This is a genomic window from Ferrovibrio sp. GW821-FHT12B10 (assembly GCF_058807515.1).
This window is the reverse complement of sequence record NZ_JBXAQT010000002.1, coordinates 155676-171059: the sequence shown is the minus strand read 5'-3', so window position 1 is coordinate 171059 and position 15384 is coordinate 155676. Positions and strand designations below refer to the sequence as shown.

General features: G+C 61.7%; 18 protein-coding genes. 6 read left to right on the top strand and 12 right to left on the bottom strand.

Translation table 11 applies throughout. From position 1 onward, the window contains the following. Positions 1-36 precede the first annotated feature (36 nt). Genes secD through AC1RRT_RS18465 form a run of 3 tightly spaced genes read left to right on the top strand, consistent with a single transcriptional unit; the run spans position 37 to position 2996 of the window. Positions 37-1638 (top strand): protein translocase subunit SecD, encoded by a 1602-nt coding sequence (secD, locus tag AC1RRT_RS18475; protein WP_493015358.1) that lies wholly within the window; start codon positions 37-39, stop codon positions 1636-1638. A gap of 11 nt (positions 1639-1649) precedes the next feature. Then, positions 1650-2606, top strand: coding sequence for a protein translocase subunit SecF (gene secF / locus AC1RRT_RS18470; RefSeq protein WP_493015357.1), 957 nt, complete (start codon positions 1650-1652; stop codon positions 2604-2606). A 15-nt stretch (positions 2607-2621) separates the two neighbouring features. After that, the gene (locus AC1RRT_RS18465; protein ID WP_493015356.1) at positions 2622-2996 is read left to right on the top strand and encodes an Mth938-like domain-containing protein; all 375 of its coding nucleotides are present in this window, start codon (positions 2622-2624) and stop codon (positions 2994-2996) included. Between the two features lie 74 nt (positions 2997-3070). Here the strand turns inward: AC1RRT_RS18465 and AC1RRT_RS18460 are convergent, their stop codons facing one another. Further along, positions 3071-3652: a urate hydroxylase PuuD gene (locus tag AC1RRT_RS18460; RefSeq protein ID WP_493015355.1), complete on the bottom strand. Its 582-nt coding sequence runs from the start codon at positions 3650-3652 to the stop codon at positions 3071-3073. Between AC1RRT_RS18460 and AC1RRT_RS18455 the strand changes: the two genes are divergently transcribed. Both AC1RRT_RS18455 and AC1RRT_RS18450 read left to right on the top strand, forming a co-directional pair. Next, positions 3651-3818, top strand: a complete 168-nt coding sequence (locus tag AC1RRT_RS18455) for a hypothetical protein (RefSeq protein ID WP_493015353.1) — start codon at positions 3651-3653, stop codon at positions 3816-3818. The two genes, AC1RRT_RS18460 and AC1RRT_RS18455, sit on opposite strands and share 2 nt — an antisense overlap. Then, entirely contained in the window at positions 3815-4642 is an 828-nt protein-coding gene (locus AC1RRT_RS18450; RefSeq protein ID WP_493015352.1) for a phytoene/squalene synthase family protein, read from the top strand. Before AC1RRT_RS18455 ends, AC1RRT_RS18450 begins: the two co-directional genes overlap by 4 nt. Here AC1RRT_RS18450 and trmFO read toward each other — a convergent pair. The 4 genes from trmFO to uvrA are packed head-to-tail and all read right to left on the bottom strand — an operon-like array spanning position 4639 to position 9902. Continuing rightward, positions 4639-5994 (bottom strand): methylenetetrahydrofolate--tRNA-(uracil(54)-C(5))-methyltransferase (FADH(2)-oxidizing) TrmFO, encoded by a 1356-nt coding sequence (gene trmFO, locus AC1RRT_RS18445; protein WP_493015351.1) that lies wholly within the window; start codon positions 5992-5994, stop codon positions 4639-4641. The two genes, AC1RRT_RS18450 and trmFO, sit on opposite strands and share 4 nt — an antisense overlap. Then, the gene (locus AC1RRT_RS18440) at positions 5981-6565 is read right to left on the bottom strand and encodes a regulatory protein RecX (RefSeq protein WP_493015350.1); all 585 of its coding nucleotides are present in this window, start codon (positions 6563-6565) and stop codon (positions 5981-5983) included. The genes trmFO and AC1RRT_RS18440 overlap by 14 nt, the downstream gene beginning before the upstream one ends. A gap of 11 nt (positions 6566-6576) precedes the next feature. Next, positions 6577-6987 carry a GlcG/HbpS family heme-binding protein gene (locus AC1RRT_RS18435; RefSeq protein ID WP_493015349.1) on the bottom strand — a complete coding sequence of 137 codons (411 nt, stop codon included), beginning with the start codon at positions 6985-6987 and terminating at the stop codon, positions 6577-6579. Between the two features lie 23 nt (positions 6988-7010). Beyond that, the gene (uvrA, locus tag AC1RRT_RS18430) at positions 7011-9902 is read right to left on the bottom strand and encodes an excinuclease ABC subunit UvrA (RefSeq protein WP_493015348.1); all 2892 of its coding nucleotides are present in this window, start codon (positions 9900-9902) and stop codon (positions 7011-7013) included. Between the two features lie 112 nt (positions 9903-10014). Between uvrA and ssb the strand changes: the two genes are divergently transcribed. Beyond that, positions 10015-10515 (top strand): single-stranded DNA-binding protein, encoded by a 501-nt coding sequence (gene ssb, locus AC1RRT_RS18425; protein WP_493015347.1) that lies wholly within the window; start codon positions 10015-10017, stop codon positions 10513-10515. Between the two features lie 76 nt (positions 10516-10591). On the opposite strand, the gene AC1RRT_RS18420 is transcribed toward ssb, so the two are convergent. The 7 genes from AC1RRT_RS18420 to AC1RRT_RS18390 all read right to left on the bottom strand — a co-directional run bounded on the left by AC1RRT_RS18420 (position 10592) and on the right by AC1RRT_RS18390 (position 15085). Then, positions 10592-11005, bottom strand: coding sequence for a hypothetical protein (locus AC1RRT_RS18420; protein ID WP_493015346.1), 414 nt, complete (start codon positions 11003-11005; stop codon positions 10592-10594). Next, complete coding sequence (locus tag AC1RRT_RS18415; protein ID WP_493015345.1) at positions 11005-11316, bottom strand: hypothetical protein; 312 nt, start codon at positions 11314-11316, stop codon at positions 11005-11007. Before AC1RRT_RS18415 ends, AC1RRT_RS18420 begins: the two co-directional genes overlap by 1 nt. Positions 11317-11328: 12 nt before the next feature. Next, the gene (locus tag AC1RRT_RS18410) at positions 11329-11601 is read right to left on the bottom strand and encodes a CsbD family protein (protein WP_493015344.1); all 273 of its coding nucleotides are present in this window, start codon (positions 11599-11601) and stop codon (positions 11329-11331) included. A gap of 35 nt (positions 11602-11636) precedes the next feature. Beyond that, a complete protein-coding gene (locus AC1RRT_RS18405; RefSeq protein WP_493015343.1) occupies positions 11637-11930 on the bottom strand; it encodes a CsbD family protein in 294 nt (97 codons plus the stop codon). A gap of 207 nt (positions 11931-12137) precedes the next feature. Then, positions 12138-12959, bottom strand: coding sequence for a nucleoside triphosphate pyrophosphohydrolase (gene mazG, locus AC1RRT_RS18400; RefSeq protein ID WP_493015342.1), 822 nt, complete (start codon positions 12957-12959; stop codon positions 12138-12140). Between the two features lie 84 nt (positions 12960-13043). After that, a complete protein-coding gene (locus tag AC1RRT_RS18395) occupies positions 13044-14453 on the bottom strand; it encodes a homospermidine synthase (protein WP_493015341.1) in 1410 nt (469 codons plus the stop codon). 221 nt (positions 14454-14674) lie between these two features. Continuing rightward, positions 14675-15085 (bottom strand): globin domain-containing protein, encoded by a 411-nt coding sequence (locus AC1RRT_RS18390; RefSeq protein WP_493015669.1) that lies wholly within the window; start codon positions 15083-15085, stop codon positions 14675-14677. Positions 15086-15384: the final 299 nt, after the last annotated feature.

Sequence of the window (15384 nt, the reverse complement as noted above, 5' to 3'; positions counted from 1 at the left end):
GTTTGTTCTTGAACGATACGATCTGGTGTAACGGCAATGATGTATTTCGCGCCCTGGAAGATTGCGCTGATCGCCCTGGTCTGTCTGGCCAGCGTGATCTTCAGCATTCCCAGCTTCTTCCCGGCAGCCACGGTGGCGACTTGGCCGAACTGGCTGCCCAAGCGGCAGATCAGCCTAGGCCTCGACCTGCGCGGCGGTGCGCATCTGCTGCTGGAGGTGGATACCAGCGCGGTGCTGCGTGAGCGTCTCGAAGCCGTGGTCGAAGGGGCGCGCAATGAGCTGCGCCAGGCTCGCATCGGCTACACCAATCTCGGAGTCTCCGGCAGCAATGGCGTGCTGGTTCGTCTGCGCGATCCGTCCCAGACCGAACAGGCGCGTCAGTTGCTGACCAAGCTGGGTAACGCCGTGCAGAGCACGGCCGGCCTCGGTTTCGGTGCGACGCAGACTGATCTGCAGATCACGACCACACCTGATGGCCAGATCCGCATGACCCTTTCCGAGGCCGCGCTGCAGGAGCGCGCCCGCAATGCCGTCTCGCAGTCCATCGAGATCGTGCGGCGCCGTATCGATCAGGTTGGCGTTTCCGAACCGACCATTCAGCGTCAGGGCGATAGCCGCATCCTGTTGCAATTGCCGGGCGTAAGCGATCCACAGCGCCTGAAGGAACTGGTCGGCAAGACCGCCAAGATGACCTTCCGCATGGTTGATACCGGCGCCGATCCGAATGCGCCGCCGCCCGGTTCGGAAGTGCTGGAAGGCGACAAGGGGCGTGGTGAACGCTATGTCGTGCGCCGCAAGGTGGAAGTGTCCGGCGACAATCTGGTGGATGCCCAGCCGGGTTACGACCAGCGCGGCGGTCAGCCCATCGTGTCCTTCCGTTTTGATACTACGGGCGGTAAGCGTTTTGCCGAAGTCACACAGCAGTCTGTGGGCCAGCCCTTCGCTATTGTACTCGATAACAAGGTGCTGAGTGCCCCGGTGATCCGCGAACCCATTCTGGGCGGTTCAGGCCAGATCAGCGGCAACTTCACCGTGACCGAGGCGAACGATCTTGCCGTGCTGCTGCGCGCCGGTGCGCTGCCGGCGCCGCTGAAGGTCGTGGAAGAACGGACCGTCGGTCCGGATCTGGGCGAGGATTCCATTCGCGCCGGCCTGATCTCGATTGCGGTCGCTGCGGCCCTGGTCGTGGTTTACATGGTGCTTGCCTATGGGCTGTTCGGCCTATTCGCCGACGTGGCGCTGCTGATCAACCTAGTGATGACGCTCGCGGCCATGTCTCTGCTGCAGGCGACGCTGACACTGCCGGGTATCGCGGGCCTGCTACTGACGCTTGGCATGTCGGTCGACGCCAACGTGCTGATCAACGAGCGTATCCGTGAAGAGGTCAAGCTGGGCAAGTCGCCGATGGCGGCGATGTCGGCCGGCTTCAGCCGCGCCTTCAGCACTATTTTCGACGCCAACGTCACGACGCTGATCAAGATGGCGCTGCTCTATTCGCTGGGCTCCGGCACAGTGAAGGGCTTTGCCGTCACCATCTCGATTGGCATCCTGACGTCCATGTTTACCGCCACTGTCCTGGTCCGCCTGATGATGGTGACCTGGCTGCGTCAGCGTCGTCCGACGCTGCTGCCGGTGTAAGGAGGCGACCCATGTACAAGCTCCGTCTTATCCCGGATAACACCACCTATCCCTTCATGAAGGGCCGCTTCCTCGGCCTCGGCCTGTCGGCCCTGCTGTCGGTCATCTCGGTGGTGCTGTTCTTTTATCCGGGCCTGAACTACGGCATCGACTTCAAGGGCGGTATCGTCATCGAGGCGCGCCTGCAGCAGGAAGCCGATTTCCCGGCACTGCGCGGCCTGATTGGCAATCTGAATCTCGGTCATTCCGCCCTGCAACAGTTTGGCGGACCGAATGACGTGCTGATCCGTCTCGAACGGCAGGGTAACGAAGATGCTGCAGCGCAGGTCGCGGCCGACAAGGTGCGTGGCGCACTGACCCAGGCCTATCCCGGCACTGAAATCCGCCGCGTGGAAGCCGTCGGCGCTTCCGTCTCCGAAGGTCTGTTCCGCGATGGCATGCTCGCCATGGGTCTGGCCCTGGTGGCGATGCTGATCTACATCTGGTTCCGCTTCGAATGGCAGTTCGGCATCGGCGCCATCGCCACCCTGGTGCTCGACGTCACCAAGACGATCGGCTTCTACGTGGTCACCGACATCCAATTCAACCTGGTCGCCATTGCTGCGGTGCTCACCGTGATGGGCTTCTCGGTGAACGACAAGGTGGTGGTCTATGACCGCGTGCGCGAGAACCTGCGCAAGTACAAGTCGCTGCCGCTGCGTCAGCTGATCGACAAGAGCATCAACGAGACGCTCAACCGCACGGTCAACACCTCGCTGACGGTGTTCCTCTCGACCATTCCGCTGGCGCTGTTCGGCGGCGAGGCGGTGCGGGAGTTCGCGCTGGTGCTGCTGTTCGGTATCGTACTGGCGACATCCTCCTCGATCTTCATCGCCGCACCGATCCTGCTGTTCCTGGGCGAGAACCGCCTGCGCCGCGGCCAACCGGCCGAACAGCCCGAGGCCAAGACGGCCGCACAACGGCCATAAGGGTAGGAGGCAGCCATGGATTTGCTGCCCCGCATTCCGGTTGATCGTCAGGTGATCAACGCCTATGGCGATGGCGGCTTCCGCATATCGGGCAAGCACTGGACGGAATCCGTGCTGGTCTTTCCGGGGCAGACGCTGTCCTGGGGCATCACCGACATCAAGGGTATGACGCTCGCCTCGCTGGAGCCGGTCTTTGCTGCGGGCGCCGAGGTGGAAATCCTGCTGCTGGGCTGCGGACCCAGCATGGCCTTCATCGACAAGGCGCTGCGGAGCGAAGTTCGCGCGCGTGGCCCTGTGATCGAGACTCTGGATACCGGGGCGGCCTGCCGTACCTATAACCTGCTGATGGGCGAAAGCCGCCGCGTGGCTGCCGCCCTGATCCCGGTCTAGGGGCCAGATATCAGGGCAAAGAAAAAGGGCGGCTGGTGACAGCCGCCCTCATTCGTTTTGACTGGAGTGGCGCCTTACCAGGCGCCGCCATTCTGCTGGGCGACCATGCAGTACAGCATGGGGATCGACAGCACGAAGTTGGTGCGCGAGGCCAGCATGGCGAAACGCGCCGCCTTGGCCTTCGACGCGTCGTCGGTCGGGACGATGCCCAATGCCTTCTTCTGGTTCGGCCAGATCACGAACCAGACGTTGATCGCCATGAACAGGCCGAGATACATGCCGATGCCGATGGTGCGGCTACCTTCCTGCAGGGCGAAGGCCTGGTGGCCGTAGCCGTTCAGGATCGACAGCACCAGACCGGTGACGACGGTCGCGATAGCGGCCCAGCGGAACCAGAACAGAGCTTCCGGCGCGATGAACTTGCCCACGGCGGGCTTCAGCTCGGCCGGAATCTTCGGCATGGTCGGAATCTGCACGAAGTTGAAATACCAGAGCAGGCCGATCCACAGGATGCCTGAGAGTACATGGAGCCAGCGGACGAAGAAGCTGGCGAAGGCCGCGTCGACGCTGTTGCGATGGACAAGGAGGAAGACGACCAGCGCCAGGACGACGCCAGCGCCGAGCGCCTTGTAGAGGTTTTCCAAAATCTTTGCCATGATGCTGGTCCTTGTTGTTCTTGTTCAGGCGTTGCTTGATGCGGTCCGCGGATCGGGCGCCCCGGAGGCGGGGCAGGGATGGGGCGAATCGATGACCCTGATCTGCGTGCAACATTCCCCTGATTCGCTGGCCGAACCGTACCATAAAACCGCCATTTCCACATGACCGAATCGCCCGATGACCACTGTGCCCGCGAGCTGAAGCGATACGATCCTGATCGCTGGCTGACCGCATTGTTCGCACCGGATGATCGGCGCGCCGGCCTGTTCGCGCTTTACGCGTTCAATGCCGAAATCGCGCGGGCGCGCGAGGCCGTGAGCCAACCCATGATCGGCCAGATCCGCCTGCAGTGGTGGCGCGAGGCCTGGGATGGCATCCGAGCCGGTATGCCGCGCCAGCATCCGGTCGTGCTCGCCCTGCATGCCTATTGCCGCGATCTGGATATCGAACAGGTGACGGCGCTGATCGATGCGCGCGAGCAGGACATGGAAGAGCGGCCGCCGGCAGATATGGCGGCGCTGTTGTCTTATGCCGAGCAAACTTCCGCGCCGCTGATGCGGCTGGCTCTGCAACTGCTAGGGAGCACGGCCGATGAGGCGCTGATCCGCGATGCAGGCATGGCTTATGCGCTGACCGGCCTGTTGCGGGCGACGCCGCATCTGATCGCGCAGCAGCGTATTCTGCTGCCGGCAAACCTGCTAGGCGCGCACGGATTGAGTCCGGATGCACTGCATCAGATCGACTACAGTGCGAAACTGCCGGCCGTACTGACTGAGCTGGCTGTTGAAGCCAGGCAGCGGTTGCAATCTGCGCAAAAAGCCAGATTGCCCCGTGCCGCGCTGCCGGCACTGCTGCCGGCAACACTCGCCGGCCTGCATCTGAAGGCGCTGGAGAAAAGTGGCTACGATCCAATCCTGGCCGAGGCCAGTGTCACACCGCTGAAAAAGCAGATGACGCTGCTCTGGGCATCCTTGCGCGGGCGGCTCTAGGCCGCAACTGCAGCGTGGCCGTTGAGCCAGAGACCAAGATCGTTCAGCGCCCGGCGGCTCAGGGCGCGTTTCCGCTCGCTCTTGTGCACCTCTTCACCCGGCGGTGGGAAGAGGCCGAAGTTTACATTCATCGGTTGGAAATGCTTGGCATCGGCGCCACCGGTGATGTGGTTGTGCAAAGCACCCAGCGCGGTGGTCGGTGGTGGCGGCGTCTGTTCACTGCCCAGGCGCTGCGCAGCAGCCATACGGCCGGCAATCAGCCCGATGGCCGTGCTCTCGACATAGCCTTCCACGCCAGTCACCTGGCCAGCGAAGCGCAGGCGCGGCATCGCCTTCATGCGCAACTGGCCGTCAAGTAATTTGGGTGAATTGAGGAAGGTGTTGCGATGAATGCCGCCCAGGCGGGCGAACTGCGCATTCTCCAGACCCGGGATCATGCGGAAGATGCGGGTCTGCTCGCCATGTTTCATCTTGGTCTGGAAGCCGACCATGTTGTAGAGCGTGCCAAGCTTGTTGTCCTGGCGCAGCTGCACCACGGCATAGGGTTTACGGCCGGTCTTCGGGTCGGTCAGGCCGACGGGTTTCATCGGACCAAAGGTCAGTGTGCGCGGCCCGCGTTCTGCCATGACCTCGATCGGCAGGCAGCCCTCGAAATAGGGGGTGTTCTTTTCCCAGTCCTTGAACTCGGTTTTCTCCGCGGCAAGCAGCGCGGCATGGAATTCTAGGTAGTCCGGCTTCTCGAAGGGACAGTTGATGTAGTCGGCGCCGTCGCCGGCCGGGCCAACCTTGTCGTAGCGAGACTGGAACCAGGCCTTGTCCATGTCGATGCTGTCTTTATGGACGATCGGCGCGATGGCATCGAAGAAGGCAAGACTCTGCAGACCGCTCAGCTGGCCGATGGCTTCGGCCAAAGCTGGCGAGGTGAGGGGGCCTGTTGCCACGATCACATTGTCCCAGTCTGCCGGCGGCAAGCCGGCAACCTCGCCACGCTCCAGTGTGATCAGCGGTTCGGCTGTGATGGCCTTTTGCACTTCGCCGGAGAAGACGTCGCGATCGACGGCCAGTGCGCCACCGGCCGGCACCTTGGCTACTTCGGCTGCGCGCATGATCAGGGAATTGCAGCGGCGCAATTCTTCATGCAGCAGGCCGACGGCATTGCCTTCGACGTCGTCGGAACGAAATGAATTCGAGCAGACCAACTCGGCCACGTTATCGGTCTGGTGCGCATCGGTCTTGCGATGCGGTCGCATTTCATGCAGCACCACCGGCACGCCCATGCGTGAGACCTGCCAGGCGGCTTCCGATCCCGCGAGGCCGCCGCCGATAACATGGATGGGTTTAATCTGCGTCATGCAGTAATTCCTCCAGCGCCGGCACATCGGCAGCGCTTAAAATCTTCATCGCAATTGCCTGGCTGAAGCCGCGGCGCGCCAGTGCGCCGAGATCCTTCTGCTTCATGGCGCGGCGTTCTTCCGGGTCGGTCCTGTATGGCCCCAGTTTGCGCTTGCGGGCGAAGGCGGCTGCTGCGGGCAGGTCAGAGACCGGTGTATCGGCTTCATCCTGCAGCCGCTCCAGGGCGGCAACAACATCCTCTTTACCCACGCCCTTCACGGCGAGTGTTTGCCTGATGCGCCCGAGTGACTTGCCTTCGGCATACAGGCGCCGGACGCGGCTTTCGGCATATTTGCGATCATCCAGCAGGTGATTGCGCTGCAGCTTTGCGATCAGGGTGGCTACCCAGCCGGTGGCTTCGGCTTCTGTCGGTGCGCCATGCTCGGCAATCGAGCGCCGTATTTTGCGATCCAGAGTCCGGCGGAGATTCTCCGCCGAACTGCTGTACCGTTCCAGATAGAACAAAGCAGCCTTTTCCAGATAGTCCGGGGTGATCTTCTTCGGGACTTTTCTCTGGCGGCCGCCTGTCATGGGAGGATGGATCAGGCCAGCTTGGCGATGCCGGCCAGGGCGATCTGGGAATCCTCACTGGATTTCACGCCAGAGACGCCGACCGCACCGATGCAGACGCCGTCCACGATGATCGGCTCGCCGCCTTCTAGCAGCACCATGTCGCTGACAGCAGCAGCGGTCAGGAAGGCCGTGCGGCCATTGCCGATCACCTCTTCCAGGCCCTTGGTCGGCTTGCGCGAATAGGCGGCTGCCTTGGCCTTGCCTTGGCTGATGTAAGTCGACTGGGTCGGTGCGCCGTCAAGGCGCTGGAAATGCAGCAGGTGGCCGCCGTCATCGGCGATGGCGATGCTGACCTTCCAGTTGTTCTTCTTCGCCTCGGCCTCGGCACCGGCGGCTATGGCCTGAACGTCGGACAGGGTGAGGGCCTTACGCGTAATCATGGATGCTACTTCCCCTTGGTTCGTTATTCAGCCGCAGCACGGCTGGACTTCTTCAGATTGGTGGGTGCGGCACGCTGTGCCGCTGGCTTCAGATATTCTTTCAGATACTGGCCTGTATAGCTTTCTTTCACCTTGGCGACATCTTCCGGCGTGCCCTGGGCCACCACGCGGCCACCGCCGCTGCCGCCCTCGGGGCCCATGTCGACGATCCAGTCGGCCGTCTTGATCACTTCGAGGTTATGCTCGATCACGATCATGGTGTTGCCGGATTCGACCAGCGTATGCAGCACTTCAAGCAGCTTGCGTACGTCCTCGAAATGCAGACCGGTGGTCGGCTCATCCAGAATGTAGAGTGTGCGGCCAGTGGCGCGCTTGGACAGTTCCTTGGCCAGCTTGACGCGCTGCGCCTCGCCACCCGAAAGCGTCGTCGCCGATTGGCCGATCTTGATATAGCCCAGGCCGACTTTTTCAAGCGTTTCCAGCTTTTCGCGGATGGTGGGTACCGCCTTGAAGAACTGGGCACCGTCTTCAACGGTCATGTCGAGCACGTCGGCAATCGACTTATCGCGATAATGGATTTCCAGCGTCTCACGGTTGTAGCGTTTGCCTTTGCAGACGTCGCACTGCACATAGACATCGGGCAGGAAGTGCATTTCGATCTTGATCAGGCCATCGCCCTGGCAGGCTTCGCAACGGCCGCCCTTGACGTTGAAGGAGAAGCGGCCTGGCGCGTAGCCTCGTGTCTTGGCTTCCGGCAGGCCGGCAAACCAGTCGCGGATGGGACCGAAGGCACCGGTATAGGTGGCCGGATTGGAGCGTGGTGTGCGGCCGATCGGCGACTGGTCGATATCGACGATCTTGTCGAGCCATTCCAGGCCCTCGATGCGCTCATGCGCACCCGGCAGTTCGCGGCTGTTGTTCAGTTTGCGCGAGATCGCCTTGAACAGCGTCTCGATGGTCAGGGTCGACTTGCCACCACCCGATACACCCGTGACACAGGTGAAGATGCCGAGTGGGAAATCGACATTGATGTTCTGTAGGTTGTTGGCCTTGGCGCCGATCACCTTGATGGTCTTGTTGGGCTGGCGCTTGCGGCGCAGCTTCGGCACGGCGACCGATTTGACGCCGGTCAGATATTGGCCCGTGACTGATTTCTTGGACGCCATGATATCTTCGGGCGTGCCTTCGGCGATGATCTCGCCGCCATGCACGCCGGCAGCCGGGCCCATGTCGATGACATGATCGGCCTGCCGGATCGCTTCCTCGTCATGCTCGACCACCAGTACGGTATTGCCGATGTCGCGCAGATGGACCAGCGTTTCGAGCAGCTTGGCGTTGTCGCGCTGGTGCAGGCCGATGGAGGGTTCATCCAGCACGTATAGCACGCCGGTCAGGCCTGAGCCGATCTGCGAGGCCAGACGGATGCGCTGGCTTTCGCCGCCCGACAGCGTGCCGGATGAGCGCGACATCGACAGGTAATCGAGACCAACATTGACCAGGAATCCGAGGCGATCGTTGATCTCCTTCAGGATGCGTGAGGCAATGTCTTTTTCCTTGGGCTTCAGCTTCTTGGTCAGATCGAGGAACCACTGCCGTGCTTCCAGGATCGAGAATTCGCAGACCTCGCCGATATTCTTGGCACCGACCTTCACCGCCAGGGCCTCGGGCTTGAGGCGGTAGCCGTTGCAGGCTTCGCAGGAGGTGGCGGACTGGTAGCGCGACAGTTCCTCGCGGATCGTGTCGGACTCGGTCTCGCGCCATCGGCGCTCCAGGTTGGGCAGCACGCCTTCGAACGGCCGCTTCACCGTGTAGGTGCGCATACCGTCGTCATAGGTGATCGGCACGACGTCTTCGCCCGATCCATGCAGGATGGCCTTGCGCGTCTTGAGCGGCAGGTCCTTCCATTTGGTCGCCAGCGAGAACTTGTAGAACTTGGCCAGGCCTTCCAGCGTCTGCAGATAGTAGGGTGAAGGCGTGGCGGCGCGTGACCAGGGCACAATGGCGCCTTCGCGCAGGCTGATACCTTCCTCGGGCACGACCATGGCGGCATCGAAATACATCTTCGAGCCAAGGCCGTCGCAGACCGGGCAGGCGCCATGCGGGCTGTTGAAGGAGAACAGCCGCGGCTCGATCTCTTCAATCGTGAAGCCGGAAACCGGGCAGGCGAACTTGGCCGAGAAGATCGTGCGCTCGTCCTTGTCGGCATTCTCGGCGAAGGCGATGCCGTCGGCCAGATTGAGCGCGGTCTCGATGGAATCGGCCAGACGGCTCTGGATATCGCTGCGCACCACCACGCGGTCAACGACCACTTCGATGTCGTGCTTCAGCTTCTTGTTGAGCGCCGGCACCTCGCCGATCTCATGCAGCTTGCCGTCGACCTTCACGCGCTGGAAGCCGCGCTTCTGCAGGTCCTGCAGCTCCTTGCGGTATTCGCCCTTGCGGCCGCGTACGATGGGGGCCAGCAGCAGCAGGCGGGTACCCTCGGGCATGGCCAGCACGCGGTCGACCATCTGGCTGACCGTCTGGCTCTCGATGGGCAGGCCGGTGGCCGGCGAGTAAGGCACGCCGACGCGGGCATAGAGCAGGCGCAGATAATCATAGATCTCGGTGACGGTGCCGACCGTCGAGCGCGGGTTCTTGGAGGTGGTCTTCTGCTCGATGGAGATCGCCGGACTGAGGCCGTCGATATGGTCCACATCGGGCTTCTGCATCAGCTCCAGGAACTGGCGCGCATAGGCCGAGAGCGATTCGACGTAGCGGCGCTGCCCTTCGGCATAGATGGTGTCGAAGGCCAGCGAGGACTTGCCGGAGCCGGACAGGCCAGTCAGGACGACCAGCTTGTCGCGGGGGATGTCGACGTCGACATTCTTCAGATTATGCTCGCGGGCGCCGCGGACGGAGATGAACTTCTGCATGGATAAAGGCCGGTATCTGGGGGTGCCGATTATTGCGCTTTACGGGACAGTTGTTCACTATACCCGCCTTGTATAATATAGGACTAGTTCGAGAACGGATAGGGGTTAAACAATGGCTGGCAGCGTCAACAAAGTAATCCTGGTTGGTAACCTAGGGCGCGACCCCGAAATCCGCAGCATGCAGTCGGGCGAGGAGATCGCCCAGCTGTCGGTTGCGACCTCCGAAACCTGGCGGGACAAGGCCTCGGGCGAGCGCAAGGAGCGCACCGAATGGCACCGGGTGGTCATTTTCAACGAGAACCTGGTCAAGGTCGCCAAGCAGTACCTGAAGAAGGGCTCGAAGCTCTATATCGAAGGCTCACTGCAGACTCGCAAGTGGACCGATAAGGACGGTGCGGAAAAATTCACCACCGAGGTGGTGCTGCAGCGCTTCCGCGGCGAGCTGACCATGCTGGATGGCCGTGAAGGCGGCGGTGGTGGAGGCGGTGGCTTCAGCAGTGGCGGCGGCGACGATTACGGCAGCGGCGGGGGTTCTGGCGGTGGTGGCGGCCGTTCCGGCGGTGGCGCTCCTCCGGCCCGTCGCGACGACATGGACGATGAAATTCCTTTCTGATCCATCAGGATCCGAACAGCAAAAAAGGCGCAGACAGAAATCTGCGCCTTTCTTTTTGTGCTGACGGCTGGTTTCGCTACTTGCGCAGCAGCGAACTCAGGATCACGCCCAGCCCGGCGGCGACACCGATCGAGGCCAGCGGATGCTTGCGCGCCAGAGGTTCGAGCTCAGCGCGGATTTTTTCGATATCGTTCTGGAAGCTGTGGCGTGGCCAATAGGTCCAGGCCAGCGCGGCCAGAATCCCGATCAGTATGATCACCCCGATCAACGTGCCGCCGGCTGCGGCGGCCGCCCCTTGCGGGGTCATGCTCAGTCCATAATTCAGGAACAGGGCCCAGCCGAACAGCACAAAGGCTGCGAAGAGGGCGGCGCAGGCAATGATTCCCAGCACGGCAACGACAGCCATACGCTGTCGTTGCCGTTTGGATGCAGCTGCCTGGATGCCGCTCAGCAGCAGGCCAGGCAGCATCGCTGCAAGTGGAGAAGCCATTACTTGCGCAGCAGGATGGCCAGCAGGGCGCCGGCGGCGAAGGCCGCAAGCAGACTGCCGCCCGGATGTTCCTGCACGGTCTCTTCAAGCTTGTCTAAGGCTTCGCGACCACGATCTTTCAGATCGCCGGTCACTTCCTGCAATTTGGCCTGCAGGGCGACGATCTCGGCTTCGGCCAGGGCCGTGCCATCCTTCTTGGCGCGTTCGAGCAGTGAGCCGAGCTGGCTGCCGACATCCGCGACCTGGTCGCGAAGAACGGCAAGATCACCTTCGGCTGTTGCGGCGCCACGCCGGCGGGTACGAGCTACCATGATCATTACTCCTCAATGCTTGCTTTTTGTCTGGGGTTTGGAGACTTCGTTGAGCCAGTCGGCGACCTGACGTTCGGCCTGATCCGTCAGAATGCCATAGCGCTCTTGAATCTTGCCGATGAGTTGCTGTTGGCGGCCGGCAATGACATCGATGTCGTCATCTGTCAGCTCGCCCCAGCGTTCGCGGGCCTTGCCGGCAAACTGCTTCCAGTTCCCTTCAACGCGGTTCCACGAGGGCAGGGCTGCCTTCAGGTTGGCTTCAGCGCGTTTGGTAGCGTCACCCATGGTCAAATCCTTTCTTTATCTGGCATCGTGGCAGGTCAGTTGCGGATCGCCTGGGTCTTTTGCCATTCGTCGACTTGCTTCTCGGCTTCCTTCTTGGCGATGCCGTAGCGCTCCTGAATCTTGCCGACCAGTTCCTGACGCTTGCCGTTGATCACGGCGACGTCATCCTCGGTCAACTTGCCCCAGCGCTGTTTGGCTTTGCCAGCAAACTGGTTCCAGTTGCCTTCAATCTGGTCCCAGGTACCGCTGGAGGCGGCATAGACGGTTGCCGGCGGCGCGGCAGCGAGCAGGGCGAGGGCAGAAACGGCGGCGATGGCGATCTTGCGCATGGCAATGTCCTCCTGACGCGTGATGAATGACCCGATTAAAACCGGAACGCAGGCCTGCTAGTTCCCGCCGCGAATGCAGAAAAGCTTCCCGCGACAGCTACAAGCCTTTGATTCGGCTAATAGTGCATTGCAGGATATCGGAGCGAAGTGTGGCGCTCAGGAGACGCCCGGAAGGCTATTCCGGGGCCATATCGTGACAGGAGATCGTCAGCGTTTTTCGCGCCGCTTGGCTTCGTTCCAGGCCGCGTCCATGGTCGCGAGATCACTGCTGGCAAGATCTTTATGTTCTGCCTTCAGTATAGCTTCCATCTGGCTGAACCGCCGCTCGAATTTGTGGTTCGCTGCGCGCAGGCAGGCTTCCGGATCAAGCTTCAGGTGACGCGCGAGATTGGCGACCACGAACAGGAAGTCGCCGAATTCCTCAGCCATGGCTTCCGGGGTTCCGCCATCGAGTTCGTCTTCAAGCTCCTGCAGTTCTTCCTTGATCTTGTCGAGCACGGGACGCGTGTCAGGCCAGTCGAAGCCGACACGGGCGGCACGGTTCTGCAGCTTCACGGCCCGCAGCAGCGCCGGCAATCCTGCCGTCACGCCAGCGAGGACCGGCGACAGGCCATCCTCGATGGCGGCTTCGGTCTTGGCGGCACGTTCGGCCGCCTTGATGCTTTCCCAATTGCTGCTCACCACATCGGCATGATCGGCCTCGACCGTGCCGAAGACATGCGGATGGCGTCGGATCATTTTGTCGGCGATGCCGGCGGCGACATCGGGGAAGGCGAAGTGGCCAGCCTCTTCGGCCATGCGGGCATGAAACACCACCTGCAGCAGCAGATCGCCCAGTTCGTCCTTCAGGCCGGGCAGGTCGTTGCGGGCAATGGCATCCTCGACCTCATAGGCTTCCTCGATCGTATAGGGTGCGATGGTCGCGAAATTCTGCTCCAGATCCCAGGGGCAGCCGCCATCAGGATTGCGCAGCTGCGCCATGATGCGCAGCAGATCGGCCAGACTGGAAAGATCGGGAGAGGTGGTCATGCGGGCCTCGTGGAATCGCCGGCTTCAGCATGCCGGAATCGAAACGGGCCCGCCATTGCTGACGGGCCCGCCTGATCTCGCGCCTTAGATGACGCGGAAGTTCTTGAACTGCCACGGATCGTCGCGATCCACGTCTTCAGGGAACAGCGTTTCACGATCCTGCAGCGGGGTCCAATCGCTGTAGGCGCCGGCCATTTCGCCCAGGTAGGGCAGGCAGATTTCCATGATGCGGGCATGGTCCAACTCGTCGGCCTCAACCAGGCCGGCATTCGGGTTTTCCATTGCCCAGATCAGCCCCGCGAGCACGGCAACCGTCACCTGCAGCGATGTTGCATTGTTATGCGGCACCAGCTTGCGGGTTTCCTCGATAGTCAGGCGTGAGCCGTACCAGTAAGCGCCCTTTTTGTGGCCCATCAGCAGCACGCCGAGTTCGTCCATGCCGCTGGTGATCTCGTCCATCATCAGGCGCTTGCGCGACTGCATTTCCCAGTTCTTGCCGGCGATCTCGTGCACCGAAAGCACGGCGTCGTCGCTGGGGTGATAGGCGTAATGCACTGTCGGGCGATAGGCGACCTTGTCGCCCTGCTTCACGGAGTAGTAGTCGGAAATCGAGATGGATTCGTTATGCGTGACCAGGAAGCCGTGGAAGGGACCTTCCAGTGGAGTCCAGGTGCGCACGCGCGTGCCGGCGCCCGGACGCAGCAGATAGATCGCGGAATCGCAGCCAAAGTCATGACGGCGGCCATCGGCCGGCATCTGCTTCTCGTGGCTGCCCCAGCCCAGTTCGGCCGGCTGGCAGCCTTCACCAACGAAGCCGTCGATCGACCAAGTGTTGACGAACTCGTCGCGCTCCTTGGGCTGGTTCTGCGCCACCTGGGTGTCGCGTTCGGCGATATGGATGACCTTGACGTTCAGCTGCTGCGCCAGCGCGCTCCAGCCGGCGCGGTCCTTCGGTACGGCCGTGCTGACGCCGGTATCGCGGGCAATATGCAGCAGCGCTTCCTTGACGAAGTGCGACACCAGGCCCGGATTGGCGCCATGGGTCAGCACTGCGGTCGGGCCGTTCTTGTACTTGGGGATCAGCGTGCGAGCAGATTCACGAAGCGCATAGTTCGAACGCTGCGAGGGCGACTTCGACGGATCGGTATAGCCGCCGGCCCAGGGCTCGATGCAGGTGTCGAGATACATGGCGCCGAGTTCCTGCGCCAATTCGATCAGGGCGACCGACGAGACATCGACCGACAGGTTCAGCAGGTAGTCGCCCTTGGACAGCAGCGGCTGCAGCACTGTGCGATAGTTGTCGCGGGTGAGCGCGATTTTCTCGAACTTGATCTTGTACTCGCTGGCGACGTCATGGCCACGCTCTTCGGCGGTCACGATAGTGATCTTGTCGGCCGGCATGTCGATATGGCGCAGGATCAGGGGCAGGACGCCCTGACCGATGCTGCCAAAACCGAGGATCACCAGACGGCCGGAAAACGCCACATGCTTCATTCTTCGAGACTCCTGGAAGGCAAAGGATTTTGGGATGGGCTTTACTCGATCATGCCCTTCGCTACCAGAGCCGGATGACAGTCATGTGGAGCCGGTGGGCGGGAGGCCCCCGGAGCCAAGGGCAGCAGAAGCCGGCGGGGGACACGCGGGACTCGGTGTGCGACAATGATTTACCATTGAATTCAGTCTGTTATGACGCATTTGTGGCCCGATGGGTGGATTCAGATTCGGCTGCTCGAGCGCATCATGAAGGACACCAGGTCATAAGCGTCCTGCCAGCTTCGACGGGTTTCGTCGTCAAAATCGGGCCCCAGTATTTCCCCGATGGTCAGCAGCAGGGCTTCGCCGGCCTGGTCGTAGTGCATTTTGGTCACGCCATAGCCGGTATGACGGGTGCCGAGCTCCAGGATGGCGCCGGTGATCTTGGGCAGGTCGTAGAGGTTGGCGACGATGACCTCGAGTGTGGCCAGCAGCTTGGTCTGGAGGGCGGCCATGTCGGTCGACTGGAACAGCGCCTCGGCTGTCGGATCCGTCACAAACAGGGTCTGGTAAAACAGGGCCGCAAAGTCTGCGCGGTGCTGCTGGATGATACGGAAGGACCGCTGTACCCGTTCAACTTGGTCGTCTCGCATGTCGTCCGCCTTGCATCCAGCGCTGGAAGTCGGGACGCTGATAGACAGGGAGGCCATGCAATTCTCTAGCCTCGTGGTGCTACCGGTTTGCCTCGGGCCGGGCAGTCAGGGCGATATCCATACGTGGCCTGAATCCATACCAAAGTATCGGATAATGTATATTATGGAAAATATAGAATACCGGTTTTCAGGCAAAAACAACATTCACACCGGTAATGGCCTACAGGGTCACGTCTTTCAAGCCTCAAGCAACCGTGGCCGGAAATACGATCACCTCTGCCATTTTCCATGCGTCGGAT

Bases quoted from the DNA above. Each gene is read 5' to 3' on its own strand.
- AC1RRT_RS18415 (WP_493015345.1), bottom strand. From the start codon at position 11,316: ATGGTAGCTCGTACCCGCCGGCGTGGCGCCGCAACAGCCGAAGGTGAT.
- AC1RRT_RS18460 (WP_493015355.1), bottom strand. From the start codon at position 3,652: ATGGCAAAGATTTTGGAAAACCTCTACAAGGCGCTCGGCGCTGGCGTC.
- mazG (WP_493015342.1), bottom strand. From the start codon at position 12,959: ATGACCACCTCTCCCGATCTTTCCAGTCTGGCCGATCTGCTGCGCATC.
- AC1RRT_RS18465 (WP_493015356.1), top strand. From the start codon at position 2,622: ATGGATTTGCTGCCCCGCATTCCGGTTGATCGTCAGGTGATCAACGCC.
- AC1RRT_RS18420 (WP_493015346.1), bottom strand. From the start codon at position 11,005: ATGGCTTCTCCACTTGCAGCGATGCTGCCTGGCCTGCTGCTGAGCGGC.
- AC1RRT_RS18450 (WP_493015352.1), top strand. From the start codon at position 3,815: ATGACCGAATCGCCCGATGACCACTGTGCCCGCGAGCTGAAGCGATAC.
- AC1RRT_RS18440 (WP_493015350.1), bottom strand. From the start codon at position 6,565: ATGACAGGCGGCCGCCAGAGAAAAGTCCCGAAGAAGATCACCCCGGAC.
- AC1RRT_RS18405 (WP_493015343.1), bottom strand. From the start codon at position 11,930: ATGCGCAAGATCGCCATCGCCGCCGTTTCTGCCCTCGCCCTGCTCGCT.
- secF (WP_493015357.1), top strand. From the start codon at position 1,650: ATGTACAAGCTCCGTCTTATCCCGGATAACACCACCTATCCCTTCATG.
- secD (WP_493015358.1), top strand. From the start codon at position 37: ATGATGTATTTCGCGCCCTGGAAGATTGCGCTGATCGCCCTGGTCTGT.
- uvrA (WP_493015348.1), bottom strand. From the start codon at position 9,902: ATGCAGAAGTTCATCTCCGTCCGCGGCGCCCGCGAGCATAATCTGAAG.
- AC1RRT_RS18435 (WP_493015349.1), bottom strand. From the start codon at position 6,987: ATGATTACGCGTAAGGCCCTCACCCTGTCCGACGTTCAGGCCATAGCC.
- trmFO (WP_493015351.1), bottom strand. From the start codon at position 5,994: ATGACGCAGATTAAACCCATCCATGTTATCGGCGGCGGCCTCGCGGGA.
- ssb (WP_493015347.1), top strand. From the start codon at position 10,015: ATGGCTGGCAGCGTCAACAAAGTAATCCTGGTTGGTAACCTAGGGCGC.
- AC1RRT_RS18390 (WP_493015669.1), bottom strand. From the start codon at position 15,085: ATGCGAGACGACCAAGTTGAACGGGTACAGCGGTCCTTCCGTATCATC.
- AC1RRT_RS18410 (WP_493015344.1), bottom strand. From the start codon at position 11,601: ATGGGTGACGCTACCAAACGCGCTGAAGCCAACCTGAAGGCAGCCCTG.
- AC1RRT_RS18395 (WP_493015341.1), bottom strand. From the start codon at position 14,453: ATGAAGCATGTGGCGTTTTCCGGCCGTCTGGTGATCCTCGGTTTTGGC.
- AC1RRT_RS18455 (WP_493015353.1), top strand. From the start codon at position 3,651: ATGATGCTGGTCCTTGTTGTTCTTGTTCAGGCGTTGCTTGATGCGGTC.